Annotated in this window: 30 protein-coding genes; 17 read left to right on the forward strand and 13 right to left on the reverse strand. The window is 69.5% G+C overall.

Going from position 1 to position 24955, the window contains the following annotated elements; translation table 11 throughout:
- Positions 1-271: 271 nt before the first annotated feature.
- Positions 272-682, reverse strand: a complete 411-nt coding sequence (locus ACFWN2_RS27910; RefSeq protein WP_382432271.1) for a DUF3151 domain-containing protein — start codon at positions 680-682, stop codon at positions 272-274.
- Between the two features lie 287 nt (positions 683-969).
- Between ACFWN2_RS27910 and ACFWN2_RS27915 the strand changes: the two genes are divergently transcribed.
- On the forward strand, positions 970-2088 hold the full coding sequence (locus ACFWN2_RS27915; protein WP_382432273.1) for a hypothetical protein: 1119 nt from the start codon (positions 970-972) through the stop codon (positions 2086-2088).
- Here ACFWN2_RS27915 and ACFWN2_RS27920 read toward each other — a convergent pair.
- Positions 2054-2425: a winged helix-turn-helix transcriptional regulator gene (locus ACFWN2_RS27920; RefSeq protein WP_382432275.1), complete on the reverse strand. Its 372-nt coding sequence runs from the start codon at positions 2423-2425 to the stop codon at positions 2054-2056. The genes ACFWN2_RS27915 and ACFWN2_RS27920 overlap by 35 nt on opposite strands.
- Positions 2426-2509: 84 nt before the next feature.
- Between ACFWN2_RS27920 and ACFWN2_RS27925 the strand changes: the two genes are divergently transcribed.
- Entirely contained in the window at positions 2510-3337 is an 828-nt protein-coding gene (locus ACFWN2_RS27925) for an NAD(P)H-binding protein (protein ID WP_382432277.1), read from the forward strand.
- 47 nt (positions 3338-3384) lie between these two features.
- Here ACFWN2_RS27925 and fbaA read toward each other — a convergent pair whose 3' ends face one another.
- Complete coding sequence (fbaA, locus tag ACFWN2_RS27930; protein WP_189157341.1) at positions 3385-4419, reverse strand: class II fructose-bisphosphate aldolase; 1035 nt, start codon at positions 4417-4419, stop codon at positions 3385-3387.
- 157 nt (positions 4420-4576) lie between these two features.
- On the opposite strand from fbaA, the gene ACFWN2_RS27935 reads away from it, so the two are divergent.
- Positions 4577-4861 (forward strand): DUF427 domain-containing protein, encoded by a 285-nt coding sequence (locus ACFWN2_RS27935; RefSeq protein ID WP_382432280.1) that lies wholly within the window; start codon positions 4577-4579, stop codon positions 4859-4861.
- Here the strand turns inward: ACFWN2_RS27935 and ACFWN2_RS27940 are convergent.
- Complete coding sequence (locus ACFWN2_RS27940; RefSeq protein ID WP_382432282.1) at positions 4851-5624, reverse strand: TIGR03620 family F420-dependent LLM class oxidoreductase; 774 nt, start codon at positions 5622-5624, stop codon at positions 4851-4853. The two genes, ACFWN2_RS27935 and ACFWN2_RS27940, sit on opposite strands and share 11 nt — an antisense overlap.
- A gap of 38 nt (positions 5625-5662) precedes the next feature.
- Here ACFWN2_RS27940 and ACFWN2_RS27945 point away from each other — a divergent pair, with 38 nt between their 5' ends.
- Positions 5663-6589, forward strand: a complete 927-nt coding sequence (locus tag ACFWN2_RS27945) for an aldo/keto reductase (RefSeq protein WP_382432284.1) — start codon at positions 5663-5665, stop codon at positions 6587-6589.
- 44 nt (positions 6590-6633) lie between these two features.
- A complete protein-coding gene (locus tag ACFWN2_RS27950; RefSeq protein WP_382432286.1) occupies positions 6634-7485 on the forward strand; it encodes an SDR family oxidoreductase in 852 nt (283 codons plus the stop codon).
- On the opposite strand, the gene ACFWN2_RS27955 is transcribed toward ACFWN2_RS27950, so the two are convergent.
- Positions 7475-7756 (reverse strand): YciI family protein, encoded by a 282-nt coding sequence (locus ACFWN2_RS27955; protein ID WP_382432288.1) that lies wholly within the window; start codon positions 7754-7756, stop codon positions 7475-7477. The two genes, ACFWN2_RS27950 and ACFWN2_RS27955, sit on opposite strands and share 11 nt — an antisense overlap.
- A gap of 40 nt (positions 7757-7796) precedes the next feature.
- Between ACFWN2_RS27955 and ACFWN2_RS27960 the strand changes: the two genes are divergently transcribed.
- The 9 genes from ACFWN2_RS27960 to ACFWN2_RS28000 all read left to right on the forward strand — a co-directional run bounded on the left by ACFWN2_RS27960 (position 7797) and on the right by ACFWN2_RS28000 (position 14697).
- On the forward strand, positions 7797-8360 hold the full coding sequence (locus ACFWN2_RS27960; RefSeq protein ID WP_030477748.1) for a SigE family RNA polymerase sigma factor: 564 nt from the start codon (positions 7797-7799) through the stop codon (positions 8358-8360).
- A gap of 115 nt (positions 8361-8475) precedes the next feature.
- The gene (locus ACFWN2_RS27965; protein ID WP_382432290.1) at positions 8476-8652 is read left to right on the forward strand and encodes a hypothetical protein; all 177 of its coding nucleotides are present in this window, start codon (positions 8476-8478) and stop codon (positions 8650-8652) included.
- Positions 8653-8755: 103 nt separating this feature from the next.
- On the forward strand, positions 8756-9664 hold the full coding sequence (locus tag ACFWN2_RS27970) for an ROK family protein (RefSeq protein ID WP_382432292.1): 909 nt from the start codon (positions 8756-8758) through the stop codon (positions 9662-9664).
- Positions 9664-10815, forward strand: a complete 1152-nt coding sequence (gene nagA / locus ACFWN2_RS27975) for an N-acetylglucosamine-6-phosphate deacetylase (protein WP_382432294.1) — start codon at positions 9664-9666, stop codon at positions 10813-10815. Before ACFWN2_RS27970 ends, nagA begins: the two co-directional genes overlap by 1 nt.
- Positions 10816-10819: 4 nt before the next feature.
- On the forward strand, positions 10820-11014 hold the full coding sequence (locus ACFWN2_RS27980; protein WP_382432296.1) for a hypothetical protein: 195 nt from the start codon (positions 10820-10822) through the stop codon (positions 11012-11014).
- A 23-nt stretch (positions 11015-11037) separates the two neighbouring features.
- On the forward strand, positions 11038-11754 hold the full coding sequence (locus ACFWN2_RS27985; RefSeq protein WP_382432778.1) for a DedA family protein: 717 nt from the start codon (positions 11038-11040) through the stop codon (positions 11752-11754).
- A 141-nt stretch (positions 11755-11895) separates the two neighbouring features.
- Complete coding sequence (locus tag ACFWN2_RS27990; RefSeq protein ID WP_382432298.1) at positions 11896-13041, forward strand: glycoside hydrolase family 18 protein; 1146 nt, start codon at positions 11896-11898, stop codon at positions 13039-13041.
- On the forward strand, positions 13042-13242 hold the full coding sequence (locus ACFWN2_RS27995; RefSeq protein ID WP_382432300.1) for a hypothetical protein: 201 nt from the start codon (positions 13042-13044) through the stop codon (positions 13240-13242).
- A 33-nt stretch (positions 13243-13275) separates the two neighbouring features.
- A complete protein-coding gene (locus ACFWN2_RS28000; RefSeq protein ID WP_382432302.1) occupies positions 13276-14697 on the forward strand; it encodes an amidohydrolase family protein in 1422 nt (473 codons plus the stop codon).
- Here the strand turns inward: ACFWN2_RS28000 and ACFWN2_RS28005 are convergent.
- Positions 14694-16070: an FAD-binding oxidoreductase gene (locus ACFWN2_RS28005; protein ID WP_382432304.1), complete on the reverse strand. Its 1377-nt coding sequence runs from the start codon at positions 16068-16070 to the stop codon at positions 14694-14696. The genes ACFWN2_RS28000 and ACFWN2_RS28005 overlap by 4 nt on opposite strands.
- 156 nt (positions 16071-16226) lie before the next feature.
- Between ACFWN2_RS28005 and ACFWN2_RS28010 the strand changes: the two genes are divergently transcribed.
- On the forward strand, positions 16227-16895 hold the full coding sequence (locus tag ACFWN2_RS28010; protein WP_382432306.1) for a DedA family protein: 669 nt from the start codon (positions 16227-16229) through the stop codon (positions 16893-16895).
- 7 nt (positions 16896-16902) lie between these two features.
- On the opposite strand, the gene ACFWN2_RS28015 is transcribed toward ACFWN2_RS28010, so the two are convergent.
- From ACFWN2_RS28015 to ACFWN2_RS28030, 4 genes are all read right to left on the reverse strand, one after another.
- Entirely contained in the window at positions 16903-17307 is a 405-nt protein-coding gene (locus tag ACFWN2_RS28015) for a peptidase inhibitor family I36 protein (protein WP_382432308.1), read from the reverse strand.
- A 46-nt stretch (positions 17308-17353) separates the two neighbouring features.
- A complete protein-coding gene (locus ACFWN2_RS28020; protein ID WP_382432310.1) occupies positions 17354-19480 on the reverse strand; it encodes an ATP-binding protein in 2127 nt (708 codons plus the stop codon).
- 148 nt (positions 19481-19628) lie between these two features.
- The gene (locus tag ACFWN2_RS28025) at positions 19629-20264 is read right to left on the reverse strand and encodes a nucleoside/nucleotide kinase family protein (RefSeq protein ID WP_086661337.1); all 636 of its coding nucleotides are present in this window, start codon (positions 20262-20264) and stop codon (positions 19629-19631) included.
- Positions 20228-21073, reverse strand: coding sequence for a PfkB family carbohydrate kinase (locus ACFWN2_RS28030; RefSeq protein WP_382432312.1), 846 nt, complete (start codon positions 21071-21073; stop codon positions 20228-20230). The genes ACFWN2_RS28025 and ACFWN2_RS28030 overlap by 37 nt, the downstream gene beginning before the upstream one ends.
- Before the next feature lie 34 nt (positions 21074-21107).
- On the opposite strand from ACFWN2_RS28030, the gene ACFWN2_RS28035 reads away from it, so the two are divergent.
- Both ACFWN2_RS28035 and ACFWN2_RS28040 read left to right on the forward strand, forming a co-directional pair.
- Complete coding sequence (locus tag ACFWN2_RS28035; protein WP_382432314.1) at positions 21108-22082, forward strand: LacI family DNA-binding transcriptional regulator; 975 nt, start codon at positions 21108-21110, stop codon at positions 22080-22082.
- The gene (locus ACFWN2_RS28040; RefSeq protein WP_382432316.1) at positions 22076-22807 is read left to right on the forward strand and encodes a sugar phosphate isomerase/epimerase family protein; all 732 of its coding nucleotides are present in this window, start codon (positions 22076-22078) and stop codon (positions 22805-22807) included. Before ACFWN2_RS28035 ends, ACFWN2_RS28040 begins: the two co-directional genes overlap by 7 nt.
- Here ACFWN2_RS28040 and ACFWN2_RS28045 read toward each other — a convergent pair.
- The 3 genes from ACFWN2_RS28045 to ACFWN2_RS28055 are packed head-to-tail and all read right to left on the reverse strand — an operon-like array spanning position 22797 to position 24925.
- Positions 22797-23894, reverse strand: coding sequence for a glycoside hydrolase family 76 protein (locus ACFWN2_RS28045; RefSeq protein WP_382432318.1), 1098 nt, complete (start codon positions 23892-23894; stop codon positions 22797-22799). The two genes, ACFWN2_RS28040 and ACFWN2_RS28045, sit on opposite strands and share 11 nt — an antisense overlap.
- Positions 23895-23919: 25 nt before the next feature.
- Positions 23920-24597, reverse strand: a complete 678-nt coding sequence (locus ACFWN2_RS28050) for a TrmH family RNA methyltransferase (RefSeq protein ID WP_382432320.1) — start codon at positions 24595-24597, stop codon at positions 23920-23922.
- The gene (locus tag ACFWN2_RS28055) at positions 24557-24925 is read right to left on the reverse strand and encodes a DUF2784 domain-containing protein (RefSeq protein WP_382432322.1); all 369 of its coding nucleotides are present in this window, start codon (positions 24923-24925) and stop codon (positions 24557-24559) included. The genes ACFWN2_RS28050 and ACFWN2_RS28055 overlap by 41 nt, the downstream gene beginning before the upstream one ends.
- Between the last annotated feature and the right edge of the window lie 30 nt (positions 24926-24955).

Below are 24955 nucleotides of genomic sequence, written 5' to 3' on the forward strand. Positions count from 1 at the left end.
GGGGAGCTGGGCGGACCTGGGCCCCTCCTGCCCCGCCTATCCCCCCCCCTTCTCACATGTGGCCCGCTCTTGGTGCGGCTCGTGATGGGACCCCACCGCCACCGCAACCCTCAAATCAACAGGCAGCCGCTCTAAGCAACAGGCGTGCCATCAACCTGCCCACGGCGCTACCCCCCATTTCAGATTGCCGGGGTCTGGGGCAGAGCCCCAGGGGAAGCACGCAACAGGAACAGGCCGCACGCAACAGAACCACCAACAAAACAGGCGAAACTCAGACCAACCCCAACGCAGCCGGCGCCTTCGGGTCCGAGTCGGCGAGGAACGTGGAGCAACGCTCCCACTCCTCGTCCTCCCCGATCTCCCGGGCAGCCAAAGCCAACGCCCCAAGAGCCCTCAAAAACCCCTGATTGGGCCGGTGATCCCAAGGAACAGGCCCAAACCCCTTCCACCCAGCCCGGCGCAACTGGTCCAACCCCCGGTGATACCCGGTACGCGCATACGCATAGGCAGCAACAGGATCCCCACCCTGCAACGCCCGCTCAGCCAACAAAGCCCAAGCCTCCGAGAAATCCGGGTAGGCACGGACGATCTTGGCGGGGTCAGTCCCGCCGTCAGCGGCGGCCTGCGCCTCAGGACGTTCGGGAAGACGGGTCGGCTCGGGCCCGAGGAGGTTCTCAACCATGCGCCCATCGTGCCGCATCCGCAGAACCGGGCTAGACGAACATCCTCATGACCGTGGCCACAACGGCCAGCATCAGCACGGTGACGAGCACACCGGCGATGATCCGCTGCTTCGTGGTGGCCTTGTAGCTGTCGGGCGAGTCAGCGCTCATGGCCGTGCACCTTGCCTACCCGGACCACGAAACTTCAACTCCGTTCACTCCATCGTGCACACGAATTGGAAACATCAGGGTAAAACCAGGGCCGTTCGCCCTACCTGGACACCCGAGGCAAGCTCATGATGTTCGGATGATTCAGGGGGCAAGGCAGTTCCGGGACCGCTACTGGGAGCGGGGCGCGCCGGGCAGGGAGACACCGGCGGTGCTCACGAAGCAGCTCTACCAGCTGTGGCTCGTCGGTCTGCTGCTGAAACTGATCGGGTCGTCGTGGGACGTGTCGTGGCACTTCAAGTGGCTCAGGGACGACCTCGCGCCGCCGCATCTGATCAACACGGTCGGCACGGTGATCGTGGTCGGGCTGACGTTGTTCCACACGTTCACCGGGTACGGCGGCGACAAGCTGACGATCCGGTTGATGCAGGTCGGGTCTGGGATCTTCCTGATCGCGCTGCCGATCGACGTCATCAACCACCGGGTCAACGGGCTCGACATCACGAGCTGGAGCGGGTCGCACGCGCTGCTGTACCTCGGCACGGCGGTGATGCTCGCCGGCGCGATCCGCGGGTGGATGCAGAACTACCCCGAGGGCAAAGCGAGAACGCTGGGTCTTGCGGCGTTGTGGTTCTTCTTCCTGGAGAACGTCTGGTTCCCCAACCAGCACCAGGAGTACGGCGTGCGCGCGTTGCAGGCGTACGACAGCGGGCGGCCCGAGGCCGAGCCGATCCTGTTGAAGTTCGCGGCCGACCAGCTCGGTGTTCCCGTGGGGCGCGAGGCGGTCGTGAACTTCGCGCTGCCCATCGCGGACTGGGTCTACCCGGTGTGGGGGCTGGTGGCTGCGGCGATCGTGCTGGTCGTCGCGCGGCGGACGATCGGCAGGCGGTGGGCCGCCACGGCCGTTGCCGCCGGGTACGTCGCCTACCGGTGCCTGATCTGGCCGCTGCTCGCCGGGATCGACTTCCCGAAGTCCGCTGTGCCGCTGTTCCTCGTGCTGGTCGGGCTCGCGATCGACGCGGCGCACGCCCTCGACATGCCGACGCCCGCCAAGGCCGTGCTCGGGTCTGCTGCCGTCACGACGGTCGGGTACGTCGGGATCTGGTTCCAGCAGGAGTACCTGTGGGGGCCGCCGATCTCGTTCTCGTCGGCGGCGGTCACGGCCGTGCTGCTGGCGGTGTTGTGGACGGTCGGGGACCTGGTGATCCACCGGCCCGCCGGCGTCACGCGTCGAGCTGGGCTGACAGCCGCGTCGTGATCCGGCCGAACAGGTCGGCCAGCGGCTCGCCGACGTCCCGCCCGAACTCGGTCAACCCGTAGGTGACCTGGGGCGGGGTCGTCGGCTCCACCCTGCGCCAGATCAGGCCGTCGTCGACGAGACCGCGCAACGTCTGGGACAGCATCTTCTCGCTGATGCCCTGGATGCCGTCGCGCAGCTCGAAGAACCTCAGGTCGTTGGTCTGCAACGAGATCAGCACCCAGATGCCCCAGCGGCTGGTGACGTGGTCGACCATCTCGCGCGCGGGGCAGTTGGTGTGAAACACGTCATAGCGCCCGTTGTTCTCGGGGCGCGTGAACTGAGCTCCGACCGCCATGTCCGGAGCTTACCCAGAGGTACGTCCTTACGAAATGTAAGCCCGGTTCCTAGCGTCGTGCCCACATCGACGAAGGAGCTGGACATGATCGTGGTAACCGGTGCGACCGGGAACATCGGCAGGCCGCTGACCAGGGCGTTGGCCGAGGCCGGCGAACAGGTGACGGCCGTGTCGCGGAACCCTGCCGAGGTGCCGGAGGGCGTGCGCCACGTCCAGGCAGACCTCGCCCGGCCGGACACCCTCCCGCTGGACGGCGCGAAGGCGTTGTTCCTGCTGCTGTCCGGAGACCTGCACGCCGTCGGCGCCAGCCCCACGGCGCTGATCGAACGGGCCGTCGCGCACGGGGTGGGCCGGGTGGTGCTGCTGTCGTCGCTGGGCGTGCGGACCAGGCCGTTCGGCACGACGCGGATCGAGTTGCGCGGGCTGGAGGACGTGCTGCGCGAGTCCGGGCTCGACTGGGCGGTCCTGCGGCCGGGCGGGTTCGCCTCCAACGCGCTGTGGTGGGCCGAGTCGGTCCGCGCACGGCGGACCGTCGCGGCACCGTTCGGCGACACCGGGGTGCCGGTGATCGACCCCGCCGACATCGCCGAGGTCGCGGCCGTCGCCCTGCGCAGCGACAGGAACGGCGTTCTCGAACTCACCGGGCCGGAGGTGGTCACGCCGCGGCAGCAGGCGGAGGCCATCGCGGACGCGCTCGGCGAACCCGTGCGGTTCCACGAGCTCACCCGCGCCGAGGCCAAGGCGGGCATGGAACAGCTGATGCCGGGCGAGCTCGCCGACGACACCCTCGACATCATCGGCTCACCCACCGCGGACGAGCTGGCGGTGAGCCCTGACGTCGAGAAGGTCCTCGGCCGCGCCCCGCGCACGTTCGGCGACTGGGTCGCCCGCAACGTGGAAGCCTTCCGCTGAAAGGAAAGGGCCCCGGCGCGTTGCCGGGGCCCTCCTCACAGGACGTGTCAGCCCGCGATCATGCGGCCCGACGACTTGAGGTGCTCGCACGCCTGCGCGATGCGCGCGCCCATGGCCGTCTCGGCGGCCTTGAGGTAGCTGCGCGGGTCGTACGCCTTCTTGTTGCCGACCTCGCCGTCGATCTTCAGCACACCGTCGTAGTTGGCGAACATGTGCGCGGCGATCGGACGGGTGAACGCGTACTGCGTGTCCGTGTCGATGTTCATCTTGATGACGCCGTACGACACGGCCTCGTGGATCTCCTCGAGCAGCGAGCCGGAGCCGCCGTGGAAGACCAGGTCGAACGGCTTCGAGCCGGCCGCGAGGCCGAGCTTCTCCGCCACGACGTCCTGACCCTGCTTGAGGATCTCCGGGCGCAGCTTGACGTTGCCCGGCTTGTAGACGCCGTGCACGTTGCCGAAGGTCGCGGCCAGCAGGTAGCGACCCTTCTCACCGGCGCCGAGGGCCTCGACGGTCTTCAGGTAGTCCTCGGGCGTCGTGTAGAGCTTGTCGTTGATCTCGTTGTCGACGCCGTCCTCCTCGCCACCGACGACGCCGACCTCGATCTCGAGGACGAGCTTCGCCTTGGCCGAGAGGTCGAGCAGCTCGGACGCGATCTGCAGGTTCTCGTCGAGCGCGACGGCCGAGCCGTCCCACATGTGCGACTGGAAGAGCGGGTTGCCGCCCTTGTCGACGCGCTCCTGGCTGATCGCGATCAGCGGACGCACGTACCCGTCGAGCTTGTCCTTCGGGCAGTGGTCGGTGTGCAGCGCGATGTTCACGGGGTACTTGGCCGCGACGACGTGCGCGTACTCCGCGAGCGCGACGGCACCGGTCACCATGTCCTTGACCTTGGTGCCCGAGGCGAACTCGGCTCCACCGGTCGAGACCTGGATGATGCCGTCGCTCTCAGCCTCGGCGAAGCCGCGCAGAGCCGCGTTGAGCGTCTCCGACGACGTGACGTTGATGGCGGGGTAGGCGAACTCGTTCGCCTTGGCCCGGTCCAGCATCTCCGCGTAGACCTCGGGAGTTGCGATGGGCATCGGTGGTCCTCCTCAGGCGCCCTGAACGGGTGTCGCCCCGCATCCTACGAGCCGGTGTCACGGGGCCGTAACAGTGGCCGCCCTCACAGAGGGATCGATCAAGTACCAGCTGACCAGCCGGTCTGCACTACTCGCCGGTAGGGGGATAGTGGATGACATGGCAACCGCTCAGTGGAACGGCAAGATCATCGCTTCGAGCGACGACACGGTCGTCGTCGAGGGCAACCACTACTTCCCCCTGGAGTCCGTGGATCCGGACGTCCTGAAGCCCACCGACCACACCTCGCACTGCCCGTGGAAGGGCGACGCGAACTACTTCTCGTTGCAGGTCGACGGCTCCGAGAACACCAACGCGGCCTGGTACTACGCCGAGCCGAAGGAGGCGGCGGCGGAGATCAAGGGCCGCGTGGCGTTCTGGAAGGGCGTCGAGATCAGCGCCTGAGCCCCAGTGCTCCGGCCAGTTCCGCGTAGTGGCCGTTCAGCGACTGGACGGCCACGTGGTCGGCGCCGGCTTCGACGTGCGCGTGCAGCTTCGCGGCCACCTGGTCCGGGCTGCCGTGCGCGACCAACGCGTCGACGAGGCGGTCCGACCCCTTCACGTCCTCCTCGGTGAACCCGTACCGGCGCCAGTTGTTCACGTAGTTGGTGAGACCGAAGTAGAGCGACAGCCTCGCGCGCGCGATGGCCCGTGCGGCTTCCGGATCCTCTTCGACGACCACGGTGACCTCGGGCGCGAGGAGCTTGTCGCCGAGCGCCTTGCGCGCCTCCGCCGTGTGCTCGACCGGCACGAGGTACGGGTGGGCGCCCGCGGTCCGCTCGGCGGCGAGCGCCAGCACCCTCGGGCCGAGCGCGGCGAGCACCAGCCGGTCGGCCGGCACGTCGAGCCGGTCCAGGTAGGACACGAGCTTGTCGTACGGCTTCTCGTAGGCCTGGTCGATCTGCCGGTGCCCGACGCCGACGCCGAGCAGGAACCTGTCGCTCGCCAGCCGGTGGAACTCGGCGGAGACGGCCTCCGGGTCCGACTGCCAGACGTTCACGATGCCGGTCGCGATCGTGATCGACTTCGTGGAGTCCAGCGCCTGCTCGACCGCGGTGAGCTCGGGCGAGCCGCCGATCCAGAACGCGCCGAAGCCGAGCGCCTCGATCTCGGCGTACCGCCCGGCCCACTCGTGGTGCGAGCCCCAGACCCCGAACGTTCCCAGCATGCGAACCCCAATCGCGTCGGCGGACTACCTTTCGCAGTATGCCGATCTTGAGCAGCACAGACCTGTCCGTGTCGAGGCTCTCGCTGGGTGGGAACGTCTTCGGCTGGACCGCCGACGAGGACCAGTCGTTCGCCGTGCTCGACGCATACGTGGAGGCGGGCGGGAACTTCGTCGACACCGCCGACGCGTACTCGGCGTGGGCGGAGGGCAACTCCGGCGGCGAGTCGGAGACGATCATCGGCAGGTGGCTGGCCCGGCGCGGCCGCCGCGACGACGTCGTGGTGGCGACGAAGGTCGGCATGCTCGCCGGGTTCAAGAACCAGAAGCGCGACACGATCCTGACCAGCGCCGATCGTTCGCTCAAGCGACTCGGCATCGACCACATCGACCTGTACTACAACCACCTGGACGACCCGGGCACGCCGCTGGAGGAGACCCTCGCCGCCTACGACCAGCTCGTCCGCGACGGCAAGGTCCGCCACGTCGCGGCCTCCAACTTCTCCGCCGAACGACTGGCGAAGGCGCTGGAGATCCAGGAGCGCGAGGGCTTCGCGAAGTTCGTGGCGCTGCAGCCCGAGTACAACCTGGTCAGCCGCGAGAAGTTCGAGGGCGACCTGCAGCGCGTGGTGGCCGAGCACGGCCTCGCCACGGTGCCGTACTGGGGCCTCGCCAGGGGCTTCCTGACCGGCAAGTACCGCCCCGGCGTCGCCGTCGAGAGCGTCCGGGCGAGCGCGGCCTCGCAGTACCTCGACGAGCACGGTCTCCAGGTGCTGGAGGTGCTCGACGAACTGGCCGAGACGCACCGGACCACGGTCGCGGCGGTCGCGCTGGCGTGGCTCGCCCAGCAGCCGACGGTGGCGGCACCGATCGCGTCCGCGCGCACGTTGGAGCAGCTCAGCGACCTCACGCCGTTGCTGAACCTCGAACTGACCCAGGCCGAGGTGGACCGTCTGAGCGCAATTTAACTTGCCAGTAGCTTACCGGGAGTAGGTTGCGTTACCGTGACGGCATGGACGTCACGGGCAAGGTGGTACTGATCACCGGCGCGGCCAGGGGCATCGGCGCCGAGGTGGCGAGGCAACTGGCCGCGCGCGGGGCTCGTCTCGCGCTCGTCGGGCTTGAGAAGGCCCAGCTCGAAGAGGTCGCGCGGGAAACCGGCGGCAAGGCCTGGGAAGCGGACGTCACCGACTGGGACGTGCTCGACCGGGTCATGAACGAGGTCGCCGAGCACTTCGGCGGCATCGACGTCGTGGTGGCGAACGCGGGCATCGCGGCCACCGGGTTCGTGCGCTCGATGGACCCCAAGGCGTTCGAACGGGTCATCGAGGTGAACCTGCTAGGTGTGTGGCGCACGGTCCGCACGGCGCTGCCGCACCTGATCCGCAGCCGCGGCTACTGCCTGGTCGTGTCGTCGCTCGCCGCGATCGTCCACATCCCCGGCAACGCGGCCTACTCGGCGGCGAAGGCGGGCTGCGAAGCGTTTGCGGACAGCCTGCGCGCCGAGGTCAGGCACCTGGGCGTGGACGTCGGCACCGCGTACTTCTCGTGGATCTCCACGGACATGGTCAACAGCGCCGACGAGCACCCCGTCTTCGGCAAGCTGCGCAAGGGCATGCCGGGCGTGGCCGGCAAGAAGTACCCGGTCCGCAACGTCGGCAGGGCCGTGGTGAAGGGCATCGAGAAACGGGCGAAGGCGGTCCACGTCCCCGGCTGGGTCGGCGCTCTGAAGTACTTCCGCGCGTTCACGCCGGTGGTCGTGGACCGCCAGGCGGTCGAGGAGATCAAGGCGGCCGACCTCGAAATGGCGAAGGCGGACACGTCGGGCCTGGTCGGGCCGGGCGGGCAGGCCGCTAGCCGGTGACCCAGGACCCCATCAGCACGTTCCACTCGCGGATGGTCCACTCGGCCGCACCGGCGGGCGTGTACGGGTCCGCGGCGATGATCTCCTTCACCGCGGCCTCGTCCGCGGCCTCGTAGATGATCAACGCGCCGGTGTCGTCCGCGTACGGGCCGGAGGCGACGACCACGCCCTTCTCGACGAGGGAGGCGAGGTATTCGCGGTGTGCGGGGCGTACTGCGAGACGCTTCTCGCGGTCCGGGCCGAACACCAATTCGACTGCAAAGCGGGCCATGCCTCCACCGTAGTGAAGCTGACCGGTACCGTCCTACCCTGTGGTTGGCGAAGAAACCCCGCGCACCGTGCAGGACACCCTGACCAACCTGCGAATCAAGGACGGCGTCGCAGGACCTCCCACAGGGCCCCTCACGCTCGAAGACCTGTACAAGCAGCACCGCATGCGCCTCGTCAGGCTCGCGCTGCTGCTCGTCGACGAGCCGTCGACGGCCGAGGACGTGGTTCAGGAGGCCTTCACCGGCCTGCACCGCAACTGGAAGGGCCTGCGCGACTCGCAGGCCGCCGTCGGCTACCTCCGCACGGCCGTGGTCAACGGCTCCCGCAGCGTGCTGCGCCGGCGCAAGACGGCCCGCGACTACACGCCCCCGCACGTGGCGAACGCGCGTTCGGCCGAGTCGCTCGCGATGCTGACGGCGGAGCACCAGGCCGTGGTCAAAGCGTTGCAGCAGCTGCCGCCGCGCCAGCGCGAGGTGCTCGTGCTGCGCTACTACGGCGACCTGTCCGAGGCCGAGATCGCCGAGGCCACGGGCATCTCGAAGGGCACCGTGAAGTCGACGGCGTCCCGTGCGCTGGACGCGCTGCAGAAGATCATGGCCGGCTGAGAGCCGGGACCCGTGCCGGTCGTCCTGTCGGTGCCGCCCGCAGGGGCGGCTCCCCGCGCTGCGGCCGTGGCGGTGGGAAGACCTGCGGGCACTGGTCGCGGCGCACCGCGATCCGATGCTGCGCCGCTGGCCGGCCACCTCCCTGACCGGCGACGACGGCCGGAGGTGGCTGGAGGCCCAGGCCCGCGGCCGGGGAATCGCCGCCGAAGGACACCGGCACGTGCGCACCGCCGACATCGCCCGCGTCGGGCCGGTTCCAGAAGTAAGTAAACTTTCCCGTTTCCCCAGCTGAAGCCGATTTGCCCGTTCCGGGCGGTTTCAGCTCGTAAGACCACGCGCCCAAATCGGTACTTGGTATAGACCAATAGGCCCCCCATGCCGCAGGATCAGTTCCCGTGGCACGCAGACACGTGGTCGCCGTTGACATCGGTGGCACCGAAACCAAGGCGGCGCTGGTCTCCGGGACCCGGGAGTCCGTGGCGGCGGTGAAGCACGCGCGCCGGGCGACGCCCGGTGAGCTGGAGCCCCTCCTCGCCGTCATCGGCGAGCTCGTCGAGGAGCTCGGCAACGCCTCCGAGCACGAGATCGACGCCGTGGGGATCGTGGCGCCGGGCATCGTGGACGAGGTCAACGGCATCGGCGTGTACACGACCAACCTGCCGTGGAGCCAGTTCCCGTTCAGCGCGGTCATGACCGAACGGCTGGGTCTCCCGGTCGCGTTCGGCCACGACGTGCGCGCCGCGGGCCTGGCGGAATGCCGCATGGGTGCCGCCAGGGACCTGAGCAACGCGGTGATCATGCCCATCGGCACCGGGATCGCCGGCGCGCTGCTGCTGAACGGGCAGATCTACGGCGGCGAGGGCTACGCGGGCGAGATCGGGCACGTGAACGTCGGCCACGGCGTGCCCTGCGCCTGTGGCCAGATCGGCTGCGTGGAGACGGTGGCGTCCTCCGCGGCGATCGCCCGCCGGTACACCGCACGTACCGGCACCCCCGTCAACGGCGCCGCTGAGGTCGCACGCAGGGTCGCCGACGGGGAGCAGGACGCAGTCGCCGTGTGGCACGAGGCCGTGGACGCGCTCGCCAGGGGGATCCTGGTGCTGGCGACGCTGCTCGGACCGGAGGCCGTCGTCCTCGGCGGAGGGCTCGCACTCGCAGGAGATCTGCTGGTGGAGCCCCTGAGGGAAAGGCTGGACGGCCTGATCGCCTTCCAGCGCCGACCGGAGCTTCGGCTCGCGGCGCTCGGCGACGAGGCGGGCTTCCTCGGCGCGGCGCTGCTGGCCATCGACACGCTGGAGGCGTGATGAGCACGTGGGGTGGACCAGTCGACGTGACCCTGACCGGTGGTCGGGTCGTCACGCCGGGAGGGGTGCTCGAGAACGGGTGGGTGAGCGTCCGGGACGGGCGGATCGCCGCGGTCGGTGAGGGCGCCGCGCCCGACGGCCCGACGACCGACGTCGCCGGCGGCACGATCGTGCCGGGGTTCGTCGACATCCACTGCCACGGCGGTGGCGGTGCGGCGTTCACCAGTCCCGACCCCGAGAAGGTCCGCAAGGCCGCGGCCGCGCACCGCAAGCACGGCACCACCACGGTGCTGGCCTCGCTGGTGACGCGTCCGGTGCCGGAACTGGCCGACCAGGTGTCCGCGCTGGCCGAACTGGTCCAGGAGGGCGTCGTCGCGGGCATCCACCTGGAGGGCCCGTTCCTGTCGGCCGCCCGCTGCGGCGCGCACGACCCGGCGATCCTGTGCCCGCCGGAGCAGACGTCGGTGACGAAGCTGCTCGACGCGGGCAAGGGCACCGTCCGGATGATCACCCTCGCTCCCGAGCTCGAAGGCGCCGTGAACGCCGTGCGTCAGCTCGTGGACAACAACGTCATCGCCGCCATCGGCCACACCGACGCCACCGAGGCCCAGGTCCGTCCCGCAGTCGACGCGGGCGCGTCCGTCGCGACGCACCTGTTCAACGGCATGCGCCCGCTGCACCACCGCGAGCCGGGCCCGATCGGCGCGCTGCTGGACGACGAACGCGTCACCGTCGAGCTCATCTGCGACCTCGTGCACCTGCACCCGACCGCCGTCCGCCTGGCCGCGCGCCACGCCGGTCTGCGCCGCACCGTCCTCATCACCGACGCCATCGCGGCGGCGAGCGTGGGCGACGGCGTGTACGACATCGGCGGCCTCGAAGTGCGCGTGGTCGACGGGGTGCCGACGTTGGCAGGAGGCGCCTCCCTCGCCGGCAGCACGCTCACGATGGACATGGCGTTCCGCAACGCCGTCAACTCGTGCGGCCTGACCCTCGTGGAGGCCGTGCACGCCGCCTCGACGCGCGGCGCCGAGCTCCTCGGCCTCGACACGGGCAAGCTGGAGGCCGGGCTCGCTGCGGACATCGTCGTCCTCGATGCAGAATTGAGGCCGCAGGACGTGATGGTCAGGGGCGAGTGGGTCAAGGACTAGGTGGATGGCAGACGATCCGGAGCGACTGGTGACCGACGCGCTGCGAGCGCAGGCGACCAGCACGAATGCCGGATTTGTCGCACCTGTCCCAATCGCTGAAGAGGCCCCCGCACCCATGTCCGCGTGGTGGGTGCTGGGCCTCGCCCTGCTGTTGGGCCTGGCAGCGGGCACGGTGGCGGCAGTGATCACCCTGAGCTGACCTGTACCGTTGTGGCCGTGACGATTGCATTGGGCCCTGACTGGCTGGACCCCACCGTTCTGCTGAACGGGCTCGGCCCGTACATGCTCATCGGGTTGTGCCTCATCATCTTCGCGGAGTGCGGGCTCCTCGTCGGCTTCTTCCTGCCGGGCGACTCCCTGCTGTTCACAGCGGGTCTCTTCGTCGCGGCGGGCACGATCGACACCCCGCTCTGGCTCGTCTGCGTGCTCCTGACGGTGTGCGCCTTCGTCGGCAACGTCGTGGGCTACTACATCGGCAAGAAGGCCGGCCCGGCGCTCTTCAGCAAGCCGGAGTCGAAGATCTTCAAGAAGGAGTACGTCGACAAGACGCAGGAGTTCTTCGACAAGTACGGCGCCCGCGCCATCGTGCTCGCCCGGTTCGTGCCGATCGTCCGCACGTTCATCACGGCGATGGCCGGCGTGGGCAGGATGGACCCGAAGAAGTACTTCACGTACTCCGCCATCGGCGGCGTGGCGTGGGCGGCGGGCCTGACGATCCTCGGCTACTTCCTCGGCCAGGTGTCCTTCATCAAGGACAACCTGGAGATCACGCTGCTCGCCATCGTCTTCCTGTCGATCGTGCCGATCATCATCGAGGTGATCAAGGCGCGCAGGGAGAAGAAGTCGCTCGTGCAGGAGGAGGCGGACGACATCACCCAGGTGATGAAGGCGCAGCTCCAGGACGACTCGACGCAGATCATCCCGCGCGTCGAGCGCTGACACAGCACTGGTCCGAGAGGCCCGTCCGCTTCGGCGGGCGGGCCTCTCGCGCATCCTTGGAGGCGTGTTCGGCGGCGGCCTTGCGTCAGACCTCCGCCCGCCCCTAGGTTTGCCGGTGGTCCAGACCACTGGAGGCCCGTGATGTCGTTGTTCCGCAAGGGAGTGGCGGTCACCTTGGCCGCGCTTGCCGTCTCAGTTGGCATCGGTGTAGCCGACGCCTCGCCCCAGAGGATCGTCGGCGCCTACTACGGCAACTGGTACAGCGACTCGAAGCCGATCTCGGCCATCCCGGCCACCACGCCGATCACGCACCTGTTCTACGCGTTCTCCACCATCGAGAACGGCAAGTGCACGATGCCGGCGACCACGGCCGCCAAGGACTTCCAGGACATCCGCGACCTCAAGAAGCGCAAGCCACAGCTCAAAGCGCTGATCTCGCTGGGCGGCTGGGGCGCGGGCGGGTTCTCCGACGCCGCGCTGACCCAGGCCTCCCGCACCGCGCTCGTCCAGTCCTGCAAGGATCTCTTCTTCCGGGACGGCACGTTCGACGGCATCGACATCGACTGGGAGTTCCCGGTCCACGGCGGCCCGGTGGAGATCACCGACCGACCGGAGGACAGGCGCAACATGACGTTGCTGACCAAGGACTTCCGCAGGTCGCTGGGCACGAAGAAACTCGTCACCGCCGCACTCCCGGCCGGTCGCCTGCAGACCGACGGCCCGTACGACCCCGCCAAGTCGTTCGAGCTGCGCGAACTCTCGCGGATCATGGACTTCATCAACGTCATGACCTACGACCTCGGCACCGGTTTCTCGCCCGTGGCCACGTTCAACGCCGGGTTCCGCGAGGTCGCGAACGACCCGATGCCCGCCGCGGACCGCAGGTGGAACAACGTCGTCGGCGCCATCGACTACTACCAGCGGCACGGCGTCTCACCGCGCAAGATGGTGCTCGGAACGCCGTTCTACGGCCGCGGCTTCACCGTGAGGACCGAAGGGCCGCAGCACGGTCTCTACCAGCCCTACGAGAGCGCGTTCTGGGTCGACGGGTACGAGGAGGCGTTGAAGCTGAAGGCGACTCCCGGCTGGAAGGAGTACTGGCACCCGGTCGCGCAGTCGCCGTGGCTGTACAACGCGGCCGAGAAGAAGTTCGTGTCGTACGAGAACCCGCGGTCGATCGGGATCCGCGCGGACTTCGCCAGGGCTCGCGGCCTGCTCGGCACGTTCATGTGGGAGCTCGGGCACGACGACGCCCAGCACTCGCTGCTCAAGGCCATGTCCAGGTAGATGCACAGAACCGAGAACCGCATCGCCCTGCTGCGCCAGGCTCTGAGGAGCCGGGACGCGTGGCAGGTGTCGGCCGCGCTGCGGTACGTCGCCGAGAAGCTGGAACCCGAACACCGCGCGGCGCTGGTGCCCGACCTCGTCGAGTTGTGCGCCAACCCGCTGTGGGCGTCCGACGCGCGCGAGGTGCTCGAAAGGATTTGAGTCTCCCGTAGCGTCAAGGTGTTGGTTGATCGCATGACCACCACTCGACGTGAAGTACTGGGATGGCTGGCCGGGCTCGGCGCGGCAGCGAGCTTCCTCCCACGCGAAGCCAATGCGTACACGCGCGTCACGGCGTTGCGCGGCGCGACGCTCGTGGACTCGTCCGGCGTCCGGCCGAACACGACCATCGTGCTGGCGGACGACAAGGTTCTCGCGATCGGGCACGACCTGCCGTTGCCGCGCGGCTCCACGGTGCTGGACGTCGCCGGCAAGTTCGTCATCCCCGGCCTGTGGGACATGCACGTGCACGGCGCGTTCCTGGACCGGATCACGTTGCCGCTGTGCCTGGTCAACGGCGTCACGGGCATCCGCGAGATGTGGGGCTTCCCGCCGATCTACGAGCTGCGCGAACGGATCGAGCGCGGCGAGGTGCTCGGGCCGCGGCTGGTCGTCGGCAGCTCGATCATCGACGGCCCGCACTCGACGTTGCCCGGCGCGCTGATCGTCAACACGCCCGACGAGGGACGGCAGGCCGTGCGGGACGCGAAGACGCAGGGCGCGGACTTCGTGAAGGTCTACTCGTACCTCGACCTTGCGACGCTCACGGCCATCGCGGACGAGTGCGCGAGGCAGGCCATCACGTTCGCCGGGCACTGCTCGAACCACGTGCCGCTGGGCGACGCGAGCGACCTGGGACAGCGCACCTTCGAGCACATGTACGGCCTGTCGCTCGCCACCAGCACGCGGGAAACCCAGCTGCGCCAAGCGATCGCGGACCTGCCGCTCGACCCGGCGAACTCGTTCGCGTGGTTCAAGCGGGTGCTGGAATTCGAACGGCAAGCGGCCCTCACGCACAGCTCGCCGAAGGCCGTCAGACTCGCGAAACGGTTGCAGCGCAACAACTCCGCGCTGTGCCCGACGATGGTCGCGATGCGGGTCTACGCGAGCCCTGCTGACCGGTTCGCGAACGACCCGCGGATGAAGTACATGCCGGTGTTCTACCGCGACCTCTGGCGCGACCAGCTGACGAACTGGGCTCCGGTGACACAGCAGGAGATCCGGCAGCAGGCCGAGTTCTTCCGCCGCCGCCAGGAGCAGGTCGCCGAGATGCACGACCACGGCGTCGAGGTCCTCGTCGGCACGGACGCGGGCAACCCGTACTCGTTCTCCGGCTTCTCCGTGCACGACGAGCTGGAGCTGCTTGTCGAGGCGGGCCTGTCCCCGAAGGCGGCGCTGAAGTCGGCCACCCGCAACGCCAGCGTGCGGCCGGGGGACGCCGTGAACCTCGTCGTGCTCGACGGCAACCCGCTCAAGGACATCCGCAACACGCAACGCGTCCACACCGTGCTGGCCCGCGGCAAGGTCCTCGGGCCGGCCGAACGGCAGAAGATGCTGGCGGACGTGGAGAAGGCGGCGCAGGAACCGTTCCCCGCTCCACAGCAGACCTGTTGCTAGAGACTGAACATCGAACCGGGGTTGAACAGGTTCTCCGGGTCCAGCGCGCGCTTGATGTCGCGGTGCACCCGGAGACCGACCGGTCCGATCTCCTTCTCCAGCCACTCGCGCTTGATCTTGCCGATGCCGTGCTCGCCGGTCACCGTGCCGCCCAGCGACAACCCGACGGCCAGGATGTCGTCGAACGCCTTCTGGGCGCGCGCGAACTGGTCGGCGTCGGTGGGGTCGTAGACGATCGTCGGGTGCATGTTGCCGTCGCCCGCGTGGCCGACGACGGCGATCTTGAGCCCGACCTCCTTGGAGATGTCCTCGCAGCCCTGGATGAGCTCGGCGATCCGGGTGCGGGGCACGCACACGTCGTCGGTCAGCCACGAGCCGTAGATCTCCAACGCGGTGAGGACGGCCCTGCGCGCGGTCAGCAGGTCACGGCCCTCGTTGACGTCGGTCGTCGAGTAGACGAGGTCCGCCTCCAGGCAGATCTCCTCGATCTTGGCGAGTTCGTTGCGCGCCTGCTCACCACCCGCGTCGGACTGGCAGATCAGCAACGCCGCGCAGCCGGGCCCCGCGCCGAGCTCGGTCTTCAGGTACGTCTCCACGGCCTCGATCGAGACCCGGTCCATGATCTCCATCAGCGAGGGCACCAGGCCCTCGCGGACGATCCGGCTGACCGCGGCACCCGCCAGCGCCGTGCTGCCGAACGCGGCCACCAGCGTCGCCGGGGCCTGCGGGAGCGGCCTCAGGGCGAGCGTGGCCTTGGTGATCACGCCGAGCGTGCCCTCGGAGCCGATGAAGAGCTTGGTGAGGTCGTAGCCCGCGACGCCCTTGACCGTGCGGCGACCGGTCCGCAGCACCTCGCCGTCGGCCAGCACGACCTCCAGCCCCAGCACGGAGTCGGTGGTCACGCCGTACTTCACGCAGCACAGGCCGCCCGCGTTGGTGGAGAGGTTGCCGCCGATCGTGCACCAGTCGTAGCTGCTCGGGTCCGGCGGGTAGAACAGGCCGTCCTTCTCGACGGCGCCGCGCAGGTCGAGGTTGACCACGCCCGGCTCGACGACGGCGAGGCGGTTGTCCGTGTCGATCTCGACGATCGCGTTCATCTTCGTCGTGACCAGGACGACGCAGCCCTCGATGGCGTTCGCGGCACCGGAAAGGCCGCTGCCGGCTCCACGCGGGACGATCGGGACGCGGTGGCTCGCGCAGGCGCGCACCACCGCCTGGACCTGCTCGGTGTTCAGCGGGAACACCACTGCCAACGGACTGCCGTGCGGCGCCAACGGCATCATGTCGCGTTGGTAGCTCGCGGTGACGTCGGTGTCGGTCAGGACACCGGAGTCACCCAGTGCGGCGCGGAGTTCGGCGAGCAAGGTCTCCATACCCGCCACGCTAGCCCGAAACGCCTGGTTCACTCGATGGTCAAATCCGAGGAAAGGCGTTCATGCGGTGACTCAGCGTGCTCAATCCAGATTTCGCCCACCCGTCAACCCGATGTCGCCGTGCCGCCGGCACCGCACGACGTAGGCTGGTTCACCGTGGCGCACGCATTCGCCTCGCTGGAGACCGCGGGTCCGGTGGCCGTCTGGGTCATCGTGCTGAGCTTCATCTTCGTCGAGTGCGCTTTCATCTTCGGGCTGTTCCTGCCCGGTGACTCGCTGCTGTTCGCCGCCGGTGTGGTGCTGGCGACGCACAACAGCGAGCTGTCGGCGTGGCTGCTGTCCCTCGCGGCCCTGATCGTCGCCGTCGTCGGCAACCAGGTCGGGTACTTCATCGGCCGCGGCACCGGCACGCGCGTGCTCGCCCGCAAGGGCGGCAAGGTGCTGAACAGGCAGAACCTGAAACGCGCCGGCGACTTCCTCGACCGCCGCGGGTTCTGGGCCGTCGTGCTCGCCCGCTGGATCCCGTGGATCCGCACGCTGGCACCGATGATCGCGGGCGCGGCCCGGATGGACCTCCGGAAGTTCACGTTGGCCACGACCATCGGCGCCATCGCGTGGGTCCCGACGCTGGTGCTGGCCGGTTACTACGGCGCCGGCATCCTGCAACAGCTCCCCTGGCTCGAGACCGCCGCGATCGTCGTCAGCATCGCCTTCTTCCTGGGCGGCACCGGCTGGGGCATCTGGCGCTACCGCCAGGAGATGGCGAAGCCGATCGACGAGTCGAGCGAGGACCTGGAGCACGTCAGCCACCCCCAGGCCGGCTGACGGACCCTCAGATGAACTTGTGCGAGGCGTTCTCGTAGTAGGTGTTGACGAGGTTGCGGCAGGTGTTGGCCGGGACCGTGTCGTACTTGCCGCCGTAACCGCTGTTGAAGTACACGCGGATGTCGCGGTCGAACGTGTTGCACGCCGACGCGGCGTTGTTCTTGACGCACGTCAGGTAGCCCGCCGCACTCGGCTTCTTGAACTCGTAGCAGGTCGGCTGCGAGTCGCCGTAGTTCGAGACGTTCCCGGTGAAGTCCGACAGCGATCCGCCCAGGTTGCTGAAGTGGTACAGGCAGAACTCGTTGTTGTCGCACACGCCGTCGCGTCCGGCTGCCGAGGCGGCGGGCGTGGCGACGAGCACTGCCACGGCGGCGATCGCCCCGGCCAGGAGTTGCTTCGAGAGTTTGTTCATGTCGTTGATGGTTGCGAGATCGCAAGCACCCCGACAGCGACAACCTCTACGAAGAACCTCCACATTTCGCGAGGTGTTGCCGCAGACTCGCCTGCCGCCTGAGGTCGCCGTGCCGTTCGGCGATGTGGAGTCCGCGCCGCAACGTCTCGGCCGCCGCCGCGCGGTCCCGGCGCAGCAGGTGCACGAGCCCCAGCTCCTCCAGGCACGCCACCTCGCCCACCGGGTCGCCGCCCTCGCGGAACAGGTCGAGGCTCCGCGCCAGCGCCGTCGCGGCGTCGTCGGTCCGGCCAGAGCGCCGGTGCAGCGCCCCGATCCGGTGCAGCACGCCTGCGCACGCGCGGTCGTCGCCTTCGAGGGAGCTGAGCCGCAGGCTGTCGTGGTAACACCGCAGCTCACGCGCCTGGTCGCCCGTCTTGCCGTACGCGCTGCCCAGCTGTTCCAGGACCGCGGCCTCGACGCACCGCAGCCCCAGTTCGCGCGCGAGAGCGAGGCTCTCCTCGCCGATCTCGACGGTCTCCAGGACCTCGCTGAGGTTGGTGAGGCAGACCGCCACGCCGTCGGTGTCACCCAGCTCCCGGAACGCGTCCAGGGCGCGGCGCAGGTGGCCGGCGTCCCGCAACGCCACGCCCAGGTCCATCTCGACGATCGCCCGTGCCGCCGGGTCGCTCGCCGCGGGCAGCGCGAGCCGGCACACCTCGGCCCAGTCCTCGCGGTGGTCGCGGCTCAGGTAGTACGGGAACAGCCCGATCGCGAGCCTGACCAGCGCTTCAGCGGGCACACCCGGCGTCCGGCAGAGGTCGGTGAGGTGCGGGCGATGCTCGTCGAGCCACGCGAACGCCGCCGCGGCCGTGGTGAAGTCCGGCGCGCCCGCGGCCCACGCGGGGTCGGCCCATTGGCCGCGCAGGCTGTGCGGCACGGCCAGCGCCACCGACCGCCACGCCACCGCGACGAACAGGTCGGCGACCCTTCCCAGCGCACCGAGGTCCGCACGCCGTTCGCGCGCATAGGTCCGGACGAGGTCGTGCATCCGGTAGCGGCCCGGTGTCGTCGCCTGCAACAGGTGCAGGTCGGTCAGCCGTTCCAGCACCAGTTCCGCGGAGAGGGAGTCCACGTCGAGCAGGCGGGCGGCGACCGGCAGCGAGACGTCCTCGAAGACGCCGAACAGCGTGAACGCGGTCTGGTCGTCCGGGTCGAGCTGGTCGACGGACACGGCGAAGCTCGCCCGGATGCCCGCGTCGTCGCGGTCCAGCTCGTCGAGCCTGCGCACGGCCAGGCGGCGCGCGAGGTGGGCGAGCGGCCAGGCGGGCCGGGACGCGAGCCGGGCTCCGGCGAGGTGCACCGCGAGCGGCAGCCGTCCGCACAGCTCCACGATCTGCCCGGCGGCCGAGGCGTCGGCGGCCCGTTCGGGTCCCGCGTAGGCCGCGAGGAGGTCGAGCGCCTCGCGTTCGGACAGCACGTCCAGCCGCACGTGGTGGGCCTGCGGCAGGGTGTCCATGGCCCGGCGACTGGTCACGACCGCCGCGCACCCGACGGTGCCGGGCAGCAGCGGCTGGACCTGACCGGCCGACGCCGCGTCGTCGAGCACGAGCAGCACCCGCCGCCCGGCCAGCGCGGATCGCAGCCGCGCGGCGGTCTCGTCGAGCGTTCCGCCGTGGTCCGGCCGGTCCAGGGCGCGCAACAACTGCCCGAGGGCGTCCTGCGGCGTGAGGCTCCCGCGCAGGTCCAGGTAGAGCTGGCCGTCGGGGAAGCGGTCCGCCAGCCGGTGGGCGACGTGCAGCACCAGCGACGTCTTGCCGACGCCCGGCATGCCCGCCACGACCACCACGCCCGACCGTTCGAGCAGGCCGGTCAGCTCGGCGACCTCGGCCTCGCGCCCGGAGAACCGCACCGGCGCGGCGGGCAACTGCCGGACCGGTGCGGACGCCTCGCAGCGGGGCTGGGGCGTGCGGGCGGCGGCCGCGGCGAACTCGGCCCGGTCGTCCGCGCTCAGCCCGAGCGCCTCGGCGAGCCGGAGCAGGGTCTCGCGGTGCGGGTGCCGGCGGTCGCCCCGTTCCAAAGCGCCGACGGCCTGACCGCTGAGCCCCGCCTTCTCGGCCAGCGCCTCCTGGGTGAGTCCCGCGGCGATCCGGTGCCGCCGGAGCAGACGGCCCAGCACGCCTGGTGCGGTGACCACAATCCTCACCGTGTTCTGCGCGGCCCAGGTGGACGCCTCGCGGCACCTCCCCCACGCCCCCGTACAACCAGTACGAGGACGTGGGGGAGGCACCACGATGCATCGCCCTGGACCGTGCACAACCCGGCAAGGGTTCGTGGCCACCGCACTAGAGGACCTCGGTGATCAGCAGGTCGGCCGAACCCTTCGACGAGTTCACCATCAGCGCGTTGACGTGGTCGGTGCCGTGCAGCACGCGTTCCTCGGCCTCCGACAACGTGCGTCCGTACCGCAGATGGCGGTCGATCAGGCGTTGCACGCGCACGTCCTCGTCGATGAACAGGAACCACGCCTCGTCGAGGATGATCCGGACGCGCTTCCACTTGTCGTAGTTGAGCAGCAGGTAGTTGCCCTCGGTGACGACGAGCGGGACGTCCGGGTGCACCGGCACGGCGCACGCGACCGGTTCCTCGATCTCGCGGCGGAACTGCGGCGCGTAGATCATGTCCGGCCCGCACGCCTTGATCCGGCCGAGCAGGTCCACGTAGCCGGGGATGTCGAACGTGTCGGGCGCGCCCTTGCGTTCGACCAGCCGCAGCCGTTCGAGCTCGCTCTGCGCGAGGTGGAAACCGTCCATCTCGACCAGCACTGCCTGACCGTCGAGCGCCTCGACGAGCCTCCGCGCGAGTGTCGACTTGCCCGAACCGGGTGCACCGCCGATGCCGAGAATCTTGCGCTCACCCTGATCGGTGAGCACCCGAGCCCGTTCTAGCAGCTCGTCGAACCTGACCTGCTGTCCTGCCACCGCGCCAGCTCCTCAACCCAGTCCCCGACCGCACCGACGCGAACGGCGGCCACCTCCGACGCGAAGCCGATGGATCGCACCGGATCCGCTCCTGACGCCAGCGCGTAGGCGTACGCGCCGTGCCACACGTCGCCGGCACCGTTCGTGTCCACCACCTCCGCCGCGGGCACGGGCAACTCGCCGGACGAGCCGTTCCGCGACCAGGTGACCGGCTTCGCACCGTGCGTGCGAATGACCAGCGGCACCCCATAGGAGTGCACCTCGGCCTCGGACCGCTCGAACCCGGCTGAGCAGGCGGCCACGTCCACCAGCGGCAACAGGTGATCGAACACAGGTTTCCAGCTCCCGGCGTCGAGCACCACAGGCAATCCCAGAGCTTTCGCCTGTTGGGCCACGGGCAAGGCGAGGCCTTCGTGGTGTCCGTCCAAGAGCACGACGTCCGCGGCAGCCAGCAGTTCGGTCAAATCGGGCGCGATCACGGGCACCGACGCGTTGCGGGACACGACCGTGCGCTCCCCATCAGCGTCTCTGACGACGACCATGCTCACGGGCGTCGTCCCCCGAACGGCGGTGACTTGGACCGGTTCCAAGGAAGTGCGCACGAAATCACCCAGCGCGTCGGTCCCGAGAGCGGTGAGCAACGCGGCGTTTCCACCCAATGCGGCGACCGCGCGGGCGGCGTTGGCGGCGGGGCCACCTGGCGACAGCACCGCGCCGAGCGAACGGATCTTCTGCCCGGGATCCGGGAAGTCGCTCACCCGTTGGGTCACGTCGAGAGTTGTGAGCCCGACACACAGCACGGCTGCCATCTGGGCTTCCTCCAAACGGGTATGGTCCCTGGTCATGGTCACCATGCGGGATGTCGCGGCTCTCGCGGGGGTCTCCATCACCACGGTGTCACACGTGATCAACGAGACGAGGCCGGTCGCCGGGGACACGCGCGAGCGCGTCCAGAAGGCGATCGACGAGACCGGGTACACGGGGGACGCCATCGCGCGTTCGCTGGTCATGGGCGGCACGAAGTCGCTGGGCCTGGCCGTGTCACTGGTCTCGCACCCGTATTTCGCCGAGCTGATCGCCGCCATCGAGTCCGAAGCGACCCGAAGCGGCTACTCGCTCGTGCTGATCGACACGAGGGACACCCCCGAGTCCGAGCAGGCCGCCGTCAGAATGCTGCGGTCGCGAAGAGTCGACGGGCTGCTGCTCACACCGTCGGCCGGCGGCGGGAGCCTGGTGCTGCCCGAGCTCAAGAGACTCAACATCCCGACCGTGCTGGTCGACCGGCTGACCGTCGCCAAGGACATCGACCAGGTCGGACCGGAGAACGTGCAGGCCACGTCCGGGCTGGTCAAGCACCTCGCGGAACTGGGCCACCGGCGGATCGGCATCGTCTGCGGCAAGGTGGGCGTGGCGACGACCGAGGAACGCATCCTGGGCTACCGCCTCGGCCTCGGCCGTGCGGGCCTGAAGTGGGACGAGGCGCTGGTCTCGCAGAGCGGCTGGCTCGCGCCGCTGCTCGACCAGGAGGACCCGGCCACCGCCGTCGTCGCCGCGGACCACCTCGTCACCGTCGGCATGCTGCACGAACTGCGCGCCCGCGGCCTGAAGCTCGGCACCGACCTCGCGGTCGTCTCCTACGACGAGGTCGAGTGGGCCACGTTGATCGAGCCGCCGCTCACCACCCTGGCGCAGCCGGTGGAGGAGATCGGGCGGACCGCGGTGAAACTGCTGCTCTCCCGCATCGCCGACCCGGACAGGCCACCGGAGACCATCCGGCTCTCGCCCTCCCTCATGCACAGGCAGTCCTGCGGATGCTGATCCCTGGGCTCGTCTCGGTGACGTTCCGGCAGCTCACGATCTCCGAGATCGGTGCGCTCGCGACGGAGTGCGGGCTGCAGGCCGTCGAGTGGGGCGGTGACGTGCACGTGCCGCCCGGCGACTTCGCGGCGGCGCGCAAGGCGCTGGACACCGGCCTGAAGGTGGCCGCGTACGGGTCGTACTACCGCGCGGGCGTGTCCGACCGGGCGGACCTGGCGCCGATCCTGGAGACCGCGGCCGAGCTGGACGCGCCGTACGTGCGCGTCTGGGCGGGCAGGACCGGGTCGGAGGAGTGCCCCGACCGCGCGCCGGTCGTCGAGGCGTTGCGACACGCCGTCGAACACGCCGAGGCGATGGGCACGAAGATCGCCCTGGAGTACCACCCGAACACGCTGACGGACACGCTCGACTCGACGGTCCAGCTGCTGGACGAGGTCGAGGGCGTGGTGTCGTACTGGCAGCCCGTCGGCGGTCAGGACGTGTTCTCCGCCGTGCACGAGGTGCGCACGGTGGAACCGGTGACGGCCCACGTCTTCTCGTGGGGTCCCGGCGGCTTCAAGGAGCGCTTCCCTCTCGCCGCACGCCGCGACCTGTGGAAGCCGGTGCTGACGGAGCTGGGGCGCGACGGCATCGACCGCAACGTGCTGCTGGAGTTCGTGCTCGACGACTCGCCGGAGCAGTTCCGCGAGGACGCGAAGACGCTGCTGGGCTGGCTCAGGCAGTAGCGACGTCGAGGCCGTGCCGTTCGAGCAGGGCGGCCGCCTCCAGGCACATCCAGCCACCGAGCTGGACGGACAGGTCGCGGCCCTCGCCCTCGTCGGCCGGAACGGTCCACTCCGGACCGAACAGCGGGCCGCTGACGGCCATCACGCGGTTCGTCCACGCCGCCTCGGCCGACTGCACCACGAGCTCCCTGGCCAGATCCGCCGTCACGGCCCTGGAGGGGTCGAGGTCGGGGATCGTCAACGCGGCCTGGGCGAGGTAGCGGGTCAGGATGCCCGCGAACAGGCCTCCGTCGCCACCGCCCTGGCCCTTGATCACGCCGTTGGTGGCGAGGTCGTCGTGCACCGCCGTGATCGTGCGGGCGGCCTTGTCGAGCCACTTGTCCTGCTGGCCGTGCTTGGCCAGTTCGACGCACGCGCCGATGAGAACCCCTTGGCAGTACGTGTAGATGTTCTGCTCGTACTCGCGGATCTCGCCGTTGGGGTGGACGTGCAGGCCGTCCCACGCGAGGCCGTTGCCCGGGTCGATGAGGTTCTCCTCGACCCAGTCCACAACGGACCGCGCACGAGCGAGGTCGGTGCGTTCGTTCTGGCGGGCCAGGAAGATCGCGGCCGGACCGTTCGCAGGGACGTTCTTGAAGTCGTCGTCGCGCTTCCACCAGATGCCGCCGCCGGCGTGGTCGGTCCAGCCGTCGCGCAGCCGTTCGGCGATCGCGTTCAGCGCCTTGGGCTTCGCGACGCCGACGTCGTTCTGCGCGCGTTGCAGGGCAAGACCGAGCCAGGCGACGTCGTCGTAGAAGTCGTTGGTCCAGCCCAGGACGTTGCGGACCCGGATGCCGCGCACGACCTTGACGACCGCGGCCTTGCGCAGCTCGTTCGGCGAGCGCAGGTAACCGTCGATCAGGCAGTCCAGCAGGTGCGCCTGCCACCAGTAGTTGAAGCTGGTGTGGATCTTGTCCCGGAAGAGCGGGGGCCACGCCCGCGCCCCGAGCAGCGTGCCCGGCACGCCCCAGACCCGCCGCAGGTGCCTGGAGTACACCGCGCGCTCCGCGACGCCTGCGCGCGCAGCCAGCAGTTTCGCGATCGCCACCAGATCATGGTGCGTGCTTGACCGGTCAAGAAGCTCGGTGAATCGCCCAGTGGTACAGGCCCATGGCCACAGAAGTTGTCAGGTTGTAACTGCTGACCTTCTCCCGCATGGGCAGCCGGACGATCCTGGAGGCCTTCGCGCGCACCTCGTCGGAGATGCCGTGGCGTTCCGAGCCGAACGCCAGCACGGCGTCGTCGGGGATCGGGCCCTTCAGCAGGTCACCGTCCGCGTCGAACGCGATGAGCTCACCCGCGAAGTCGAGGTTCGTGACCCTGGCGACCGGCAGCGCGAAGTGCAGGCCGGCGGACCCGCGCAGCACGTTGGGGTGCCACGGGTCGACGTCGCCGGTGGAGATCACGCCACCCGCGTCCAGGCCGGCGGCCACCCGGATGGCGGCGCCGAAGTTGCCGAGGTTTCGGGGGTTGTCGAGCAGCACGACGGGGGCGTCGCGGTCGAACGGCAGGCCGGGCTGCTCGGCGAACCCGGCCACACCCGTCGGGTGCGTGCGGCCCACCCGGAGCTTGAAGTGGTGCTGGTCGACCTCGGTGGCGGCGGCGAACCGTTCGCGCAGGTCGGGTGCGTGCGTCTCGGCGAGGCTGACCGCGGCGGCGAGGTCCGTGGTGATCAACGGGTGCACGTCGGCGCCGAAGCGCAACGCGTGCTTAACAGCGTGAAAGCCTTCGAGCAGCACGGTGACCAGCATAGAAGCCGATCCAGGAGACGATCACGATCGTCCCCAGCACCAGCTGGACCAGCATCGACGCGCTCTCCGGGTACCAGACGCCGTCGATGTAGTGGTCGATGAACCCGGTCTCCAGCACCGGCATCCCGGCCAGGGCGCGGAGGTCGTTCTCCCACACCGTGATCGGGCACACGGTCGGCGTGATGATGCTCAGCACGGCCCAGGCGCCCAACGCGAGGTGCGGGTAGATCACCCAGCGCCACCGCCAGGCGAGGAACCCGCCCACGAGCAGGAACGCCAGCACCGTGAAGTGCAGCAGCATGACCGCTTCTGCGAGCAATCTGGCCATTCGCACCACCCCGTCCTCCAGACTAAGACG

This window comes from Lentzea sp. NPDC058436, from assembly GCF_042721515.1.
Taxonomy (GTDB): domain Bacteria; phylum Actinomycetota; class Actinomycetes; order Mycobacteriales; family Pseudonocardiaceae; genus Lentzea.

Bases quoted from the DNA above. Each gene is read 5' to 3' on its own strand.
- ACFWN2_RS27965 (WP_382432290.1), top strand. From the start codon at position 8,476: ATGCTGCGCCGCTGGCCGGCCACCTCCCTGACCGGCGACGACGGCCGG.
- ACFWN2_RS27955 (WP_382432288.1), bottom strand. From the start codon at position 7,756: ATGGCCCGCTTTGCAGTCGAATTGGTGTTCGGCCCGGACCGCGAGAAG.
- ACFWN2_RS27910 (WP_382432271.1), bottom strand. From the start codon at position 682: ATGGTTGAGAACCTCCTCGGGCCCGAGCCGACCCGTCTTCCCGAACGT.
- ACFWN2_RS28040 (WP_382432316.1), top strand. From the start codon at position 22,076: ATGCTGATCCCTGGGCTCGTCTCGGTGACGTTCCGGCAGCTCACGATC.
- fbaA (WP_189157341.1), bottom strand. From the start codon at position 4,419: ATGCCCATCGCAACTCCCGAGGTCTACGCGGAGATGCTGGACCGGGCC.
- nagA (WP_382432294.1), top strand. From the start codon at position 9,664: ATGAGCACGTGGGGTGGACCAGTCGACGTGACCCTGACCGGTGGTCGG.
- ACFWN2_RS28030 (WP_382432312.1), bottom strand. From the start codon at position 21,073: ATGGCAGCCGTGCTGTGTGTCGGGCTCACAACTCTCGACGTGACCCAA.
- ACFWN2_RS27945 (WP_382432284.1), top strand. From the start codon at position 5,663: ATGCCGATCTTGAGCAGCACAGACCTGTCCGTGTCGAGGCTCTCGCTG.
- ACFWN2_RS28050 (WP_382432320.1), bottom strand. From the start codon at position 24,597: ATGCTGGTCACCGTGCTGCTCGAAGGCTTTCACGCTGTTAAGCACGCG.
- ACFWN2_RS27920 (WP_382432275.1), bottom strand. From the start codon at position 2,425: ATGGCGGTCGGAGCTCAGTTCACGCGCCCCGAGAACAACGGGCGCTAT.
- ACFWN2_RS28035 (WP_382432314.1), top strand. From the start codon at position 21,108: ATGGTCACCATGCGGGATGTCGCGGCTCTCGCGGGGGTCTCCATCACC.
- ACFWN2_RS28055 (WP_382432322.1), bottom strand. From the start codon at position 24,925: ATGGCCAGATTGCTCGCAGAAGCGGTCATGCTGCTGCACTTCACGGTG.
- ACFWN2_RS28000 (WP_382432302.1), top strand. From the start codon at position 13,276: ATGACCACCACTCGACGTGAAGTACTGGGATGGCTGGCCGGGCTCGGC.
- ACFWN2_RS27980 (WP_382432296.1), top strand. From the start codon at position 10,820: ATGGCAGACGATCCGGAGCGACTGGTGACCGACGCGCTGCGAGCGCAG.
- ACFWN2_RS28005 (WP_382432304.1), bottom strand. From the start codon at position 16,070: ATGGAGACCTTGCTCGCCGAACTCCGCGCCGCACTGGGTGACTCCGGT.
- ACFWN2_RS27940 (WP_382432282.1), bottom strand. From the start codon at position 5,624: ATGCTGGGAACGTTCGGGGTCTGGGGCTCGCACCACGAGTGGGCCGGG.
- ACFWN2_RS27925 (WP_382432277.1), top strand. From the start codon at position 2,510: ATGATCGTGGTAACCGGTGCGACCGGGAACATCGGCAGGCCGCTGACC.
- ACFWN2_RS28015 (WP_382432308.1), bottom strand. From the start codon at position 17,307: ATGAACAAACTCTCGAAGCAACTCCTGGCCGGGGCGATCGCCGCCGTG.
- ACFWN2_RS27915 (WP_382432273.1), top strand. From the start codon at position 970: ATGATTCAGGGGGCAAGGCAGTTCCGGGACCGCTACTGGGAGCGGGGC.
- ACFWN2_RS27995 (WP_382432300.1), top strand. From the start codon at position 13,042: ATGCACAGAACCGAGAACCGCATCGCCCTGCTGCGCCAGGCTCTGAGG.
- ACFWN2_RS27950 (WP_382432286.1), top strand. From the start codon at position 6,634: ATGGACGTCACGGGCAAGGTGGTACTGATCACCGGCGCGGCCAGGGGC.
- ACFWN2_RS27990 (WP_382432298.1), top strand. From the start codon at position 11,896: ATGTCGTTGTTCCGCAAGGGAGTGGCGGTCACCTTGGCCGCGCTTGCC.
- ACFWN2_RS27935 (WP_382432280.1), top strand. From the start codon at position 4,577: ATGGCAACCGCTCAGTGGAACGGCAAGATCATCGCTTCGAGCGACGAC.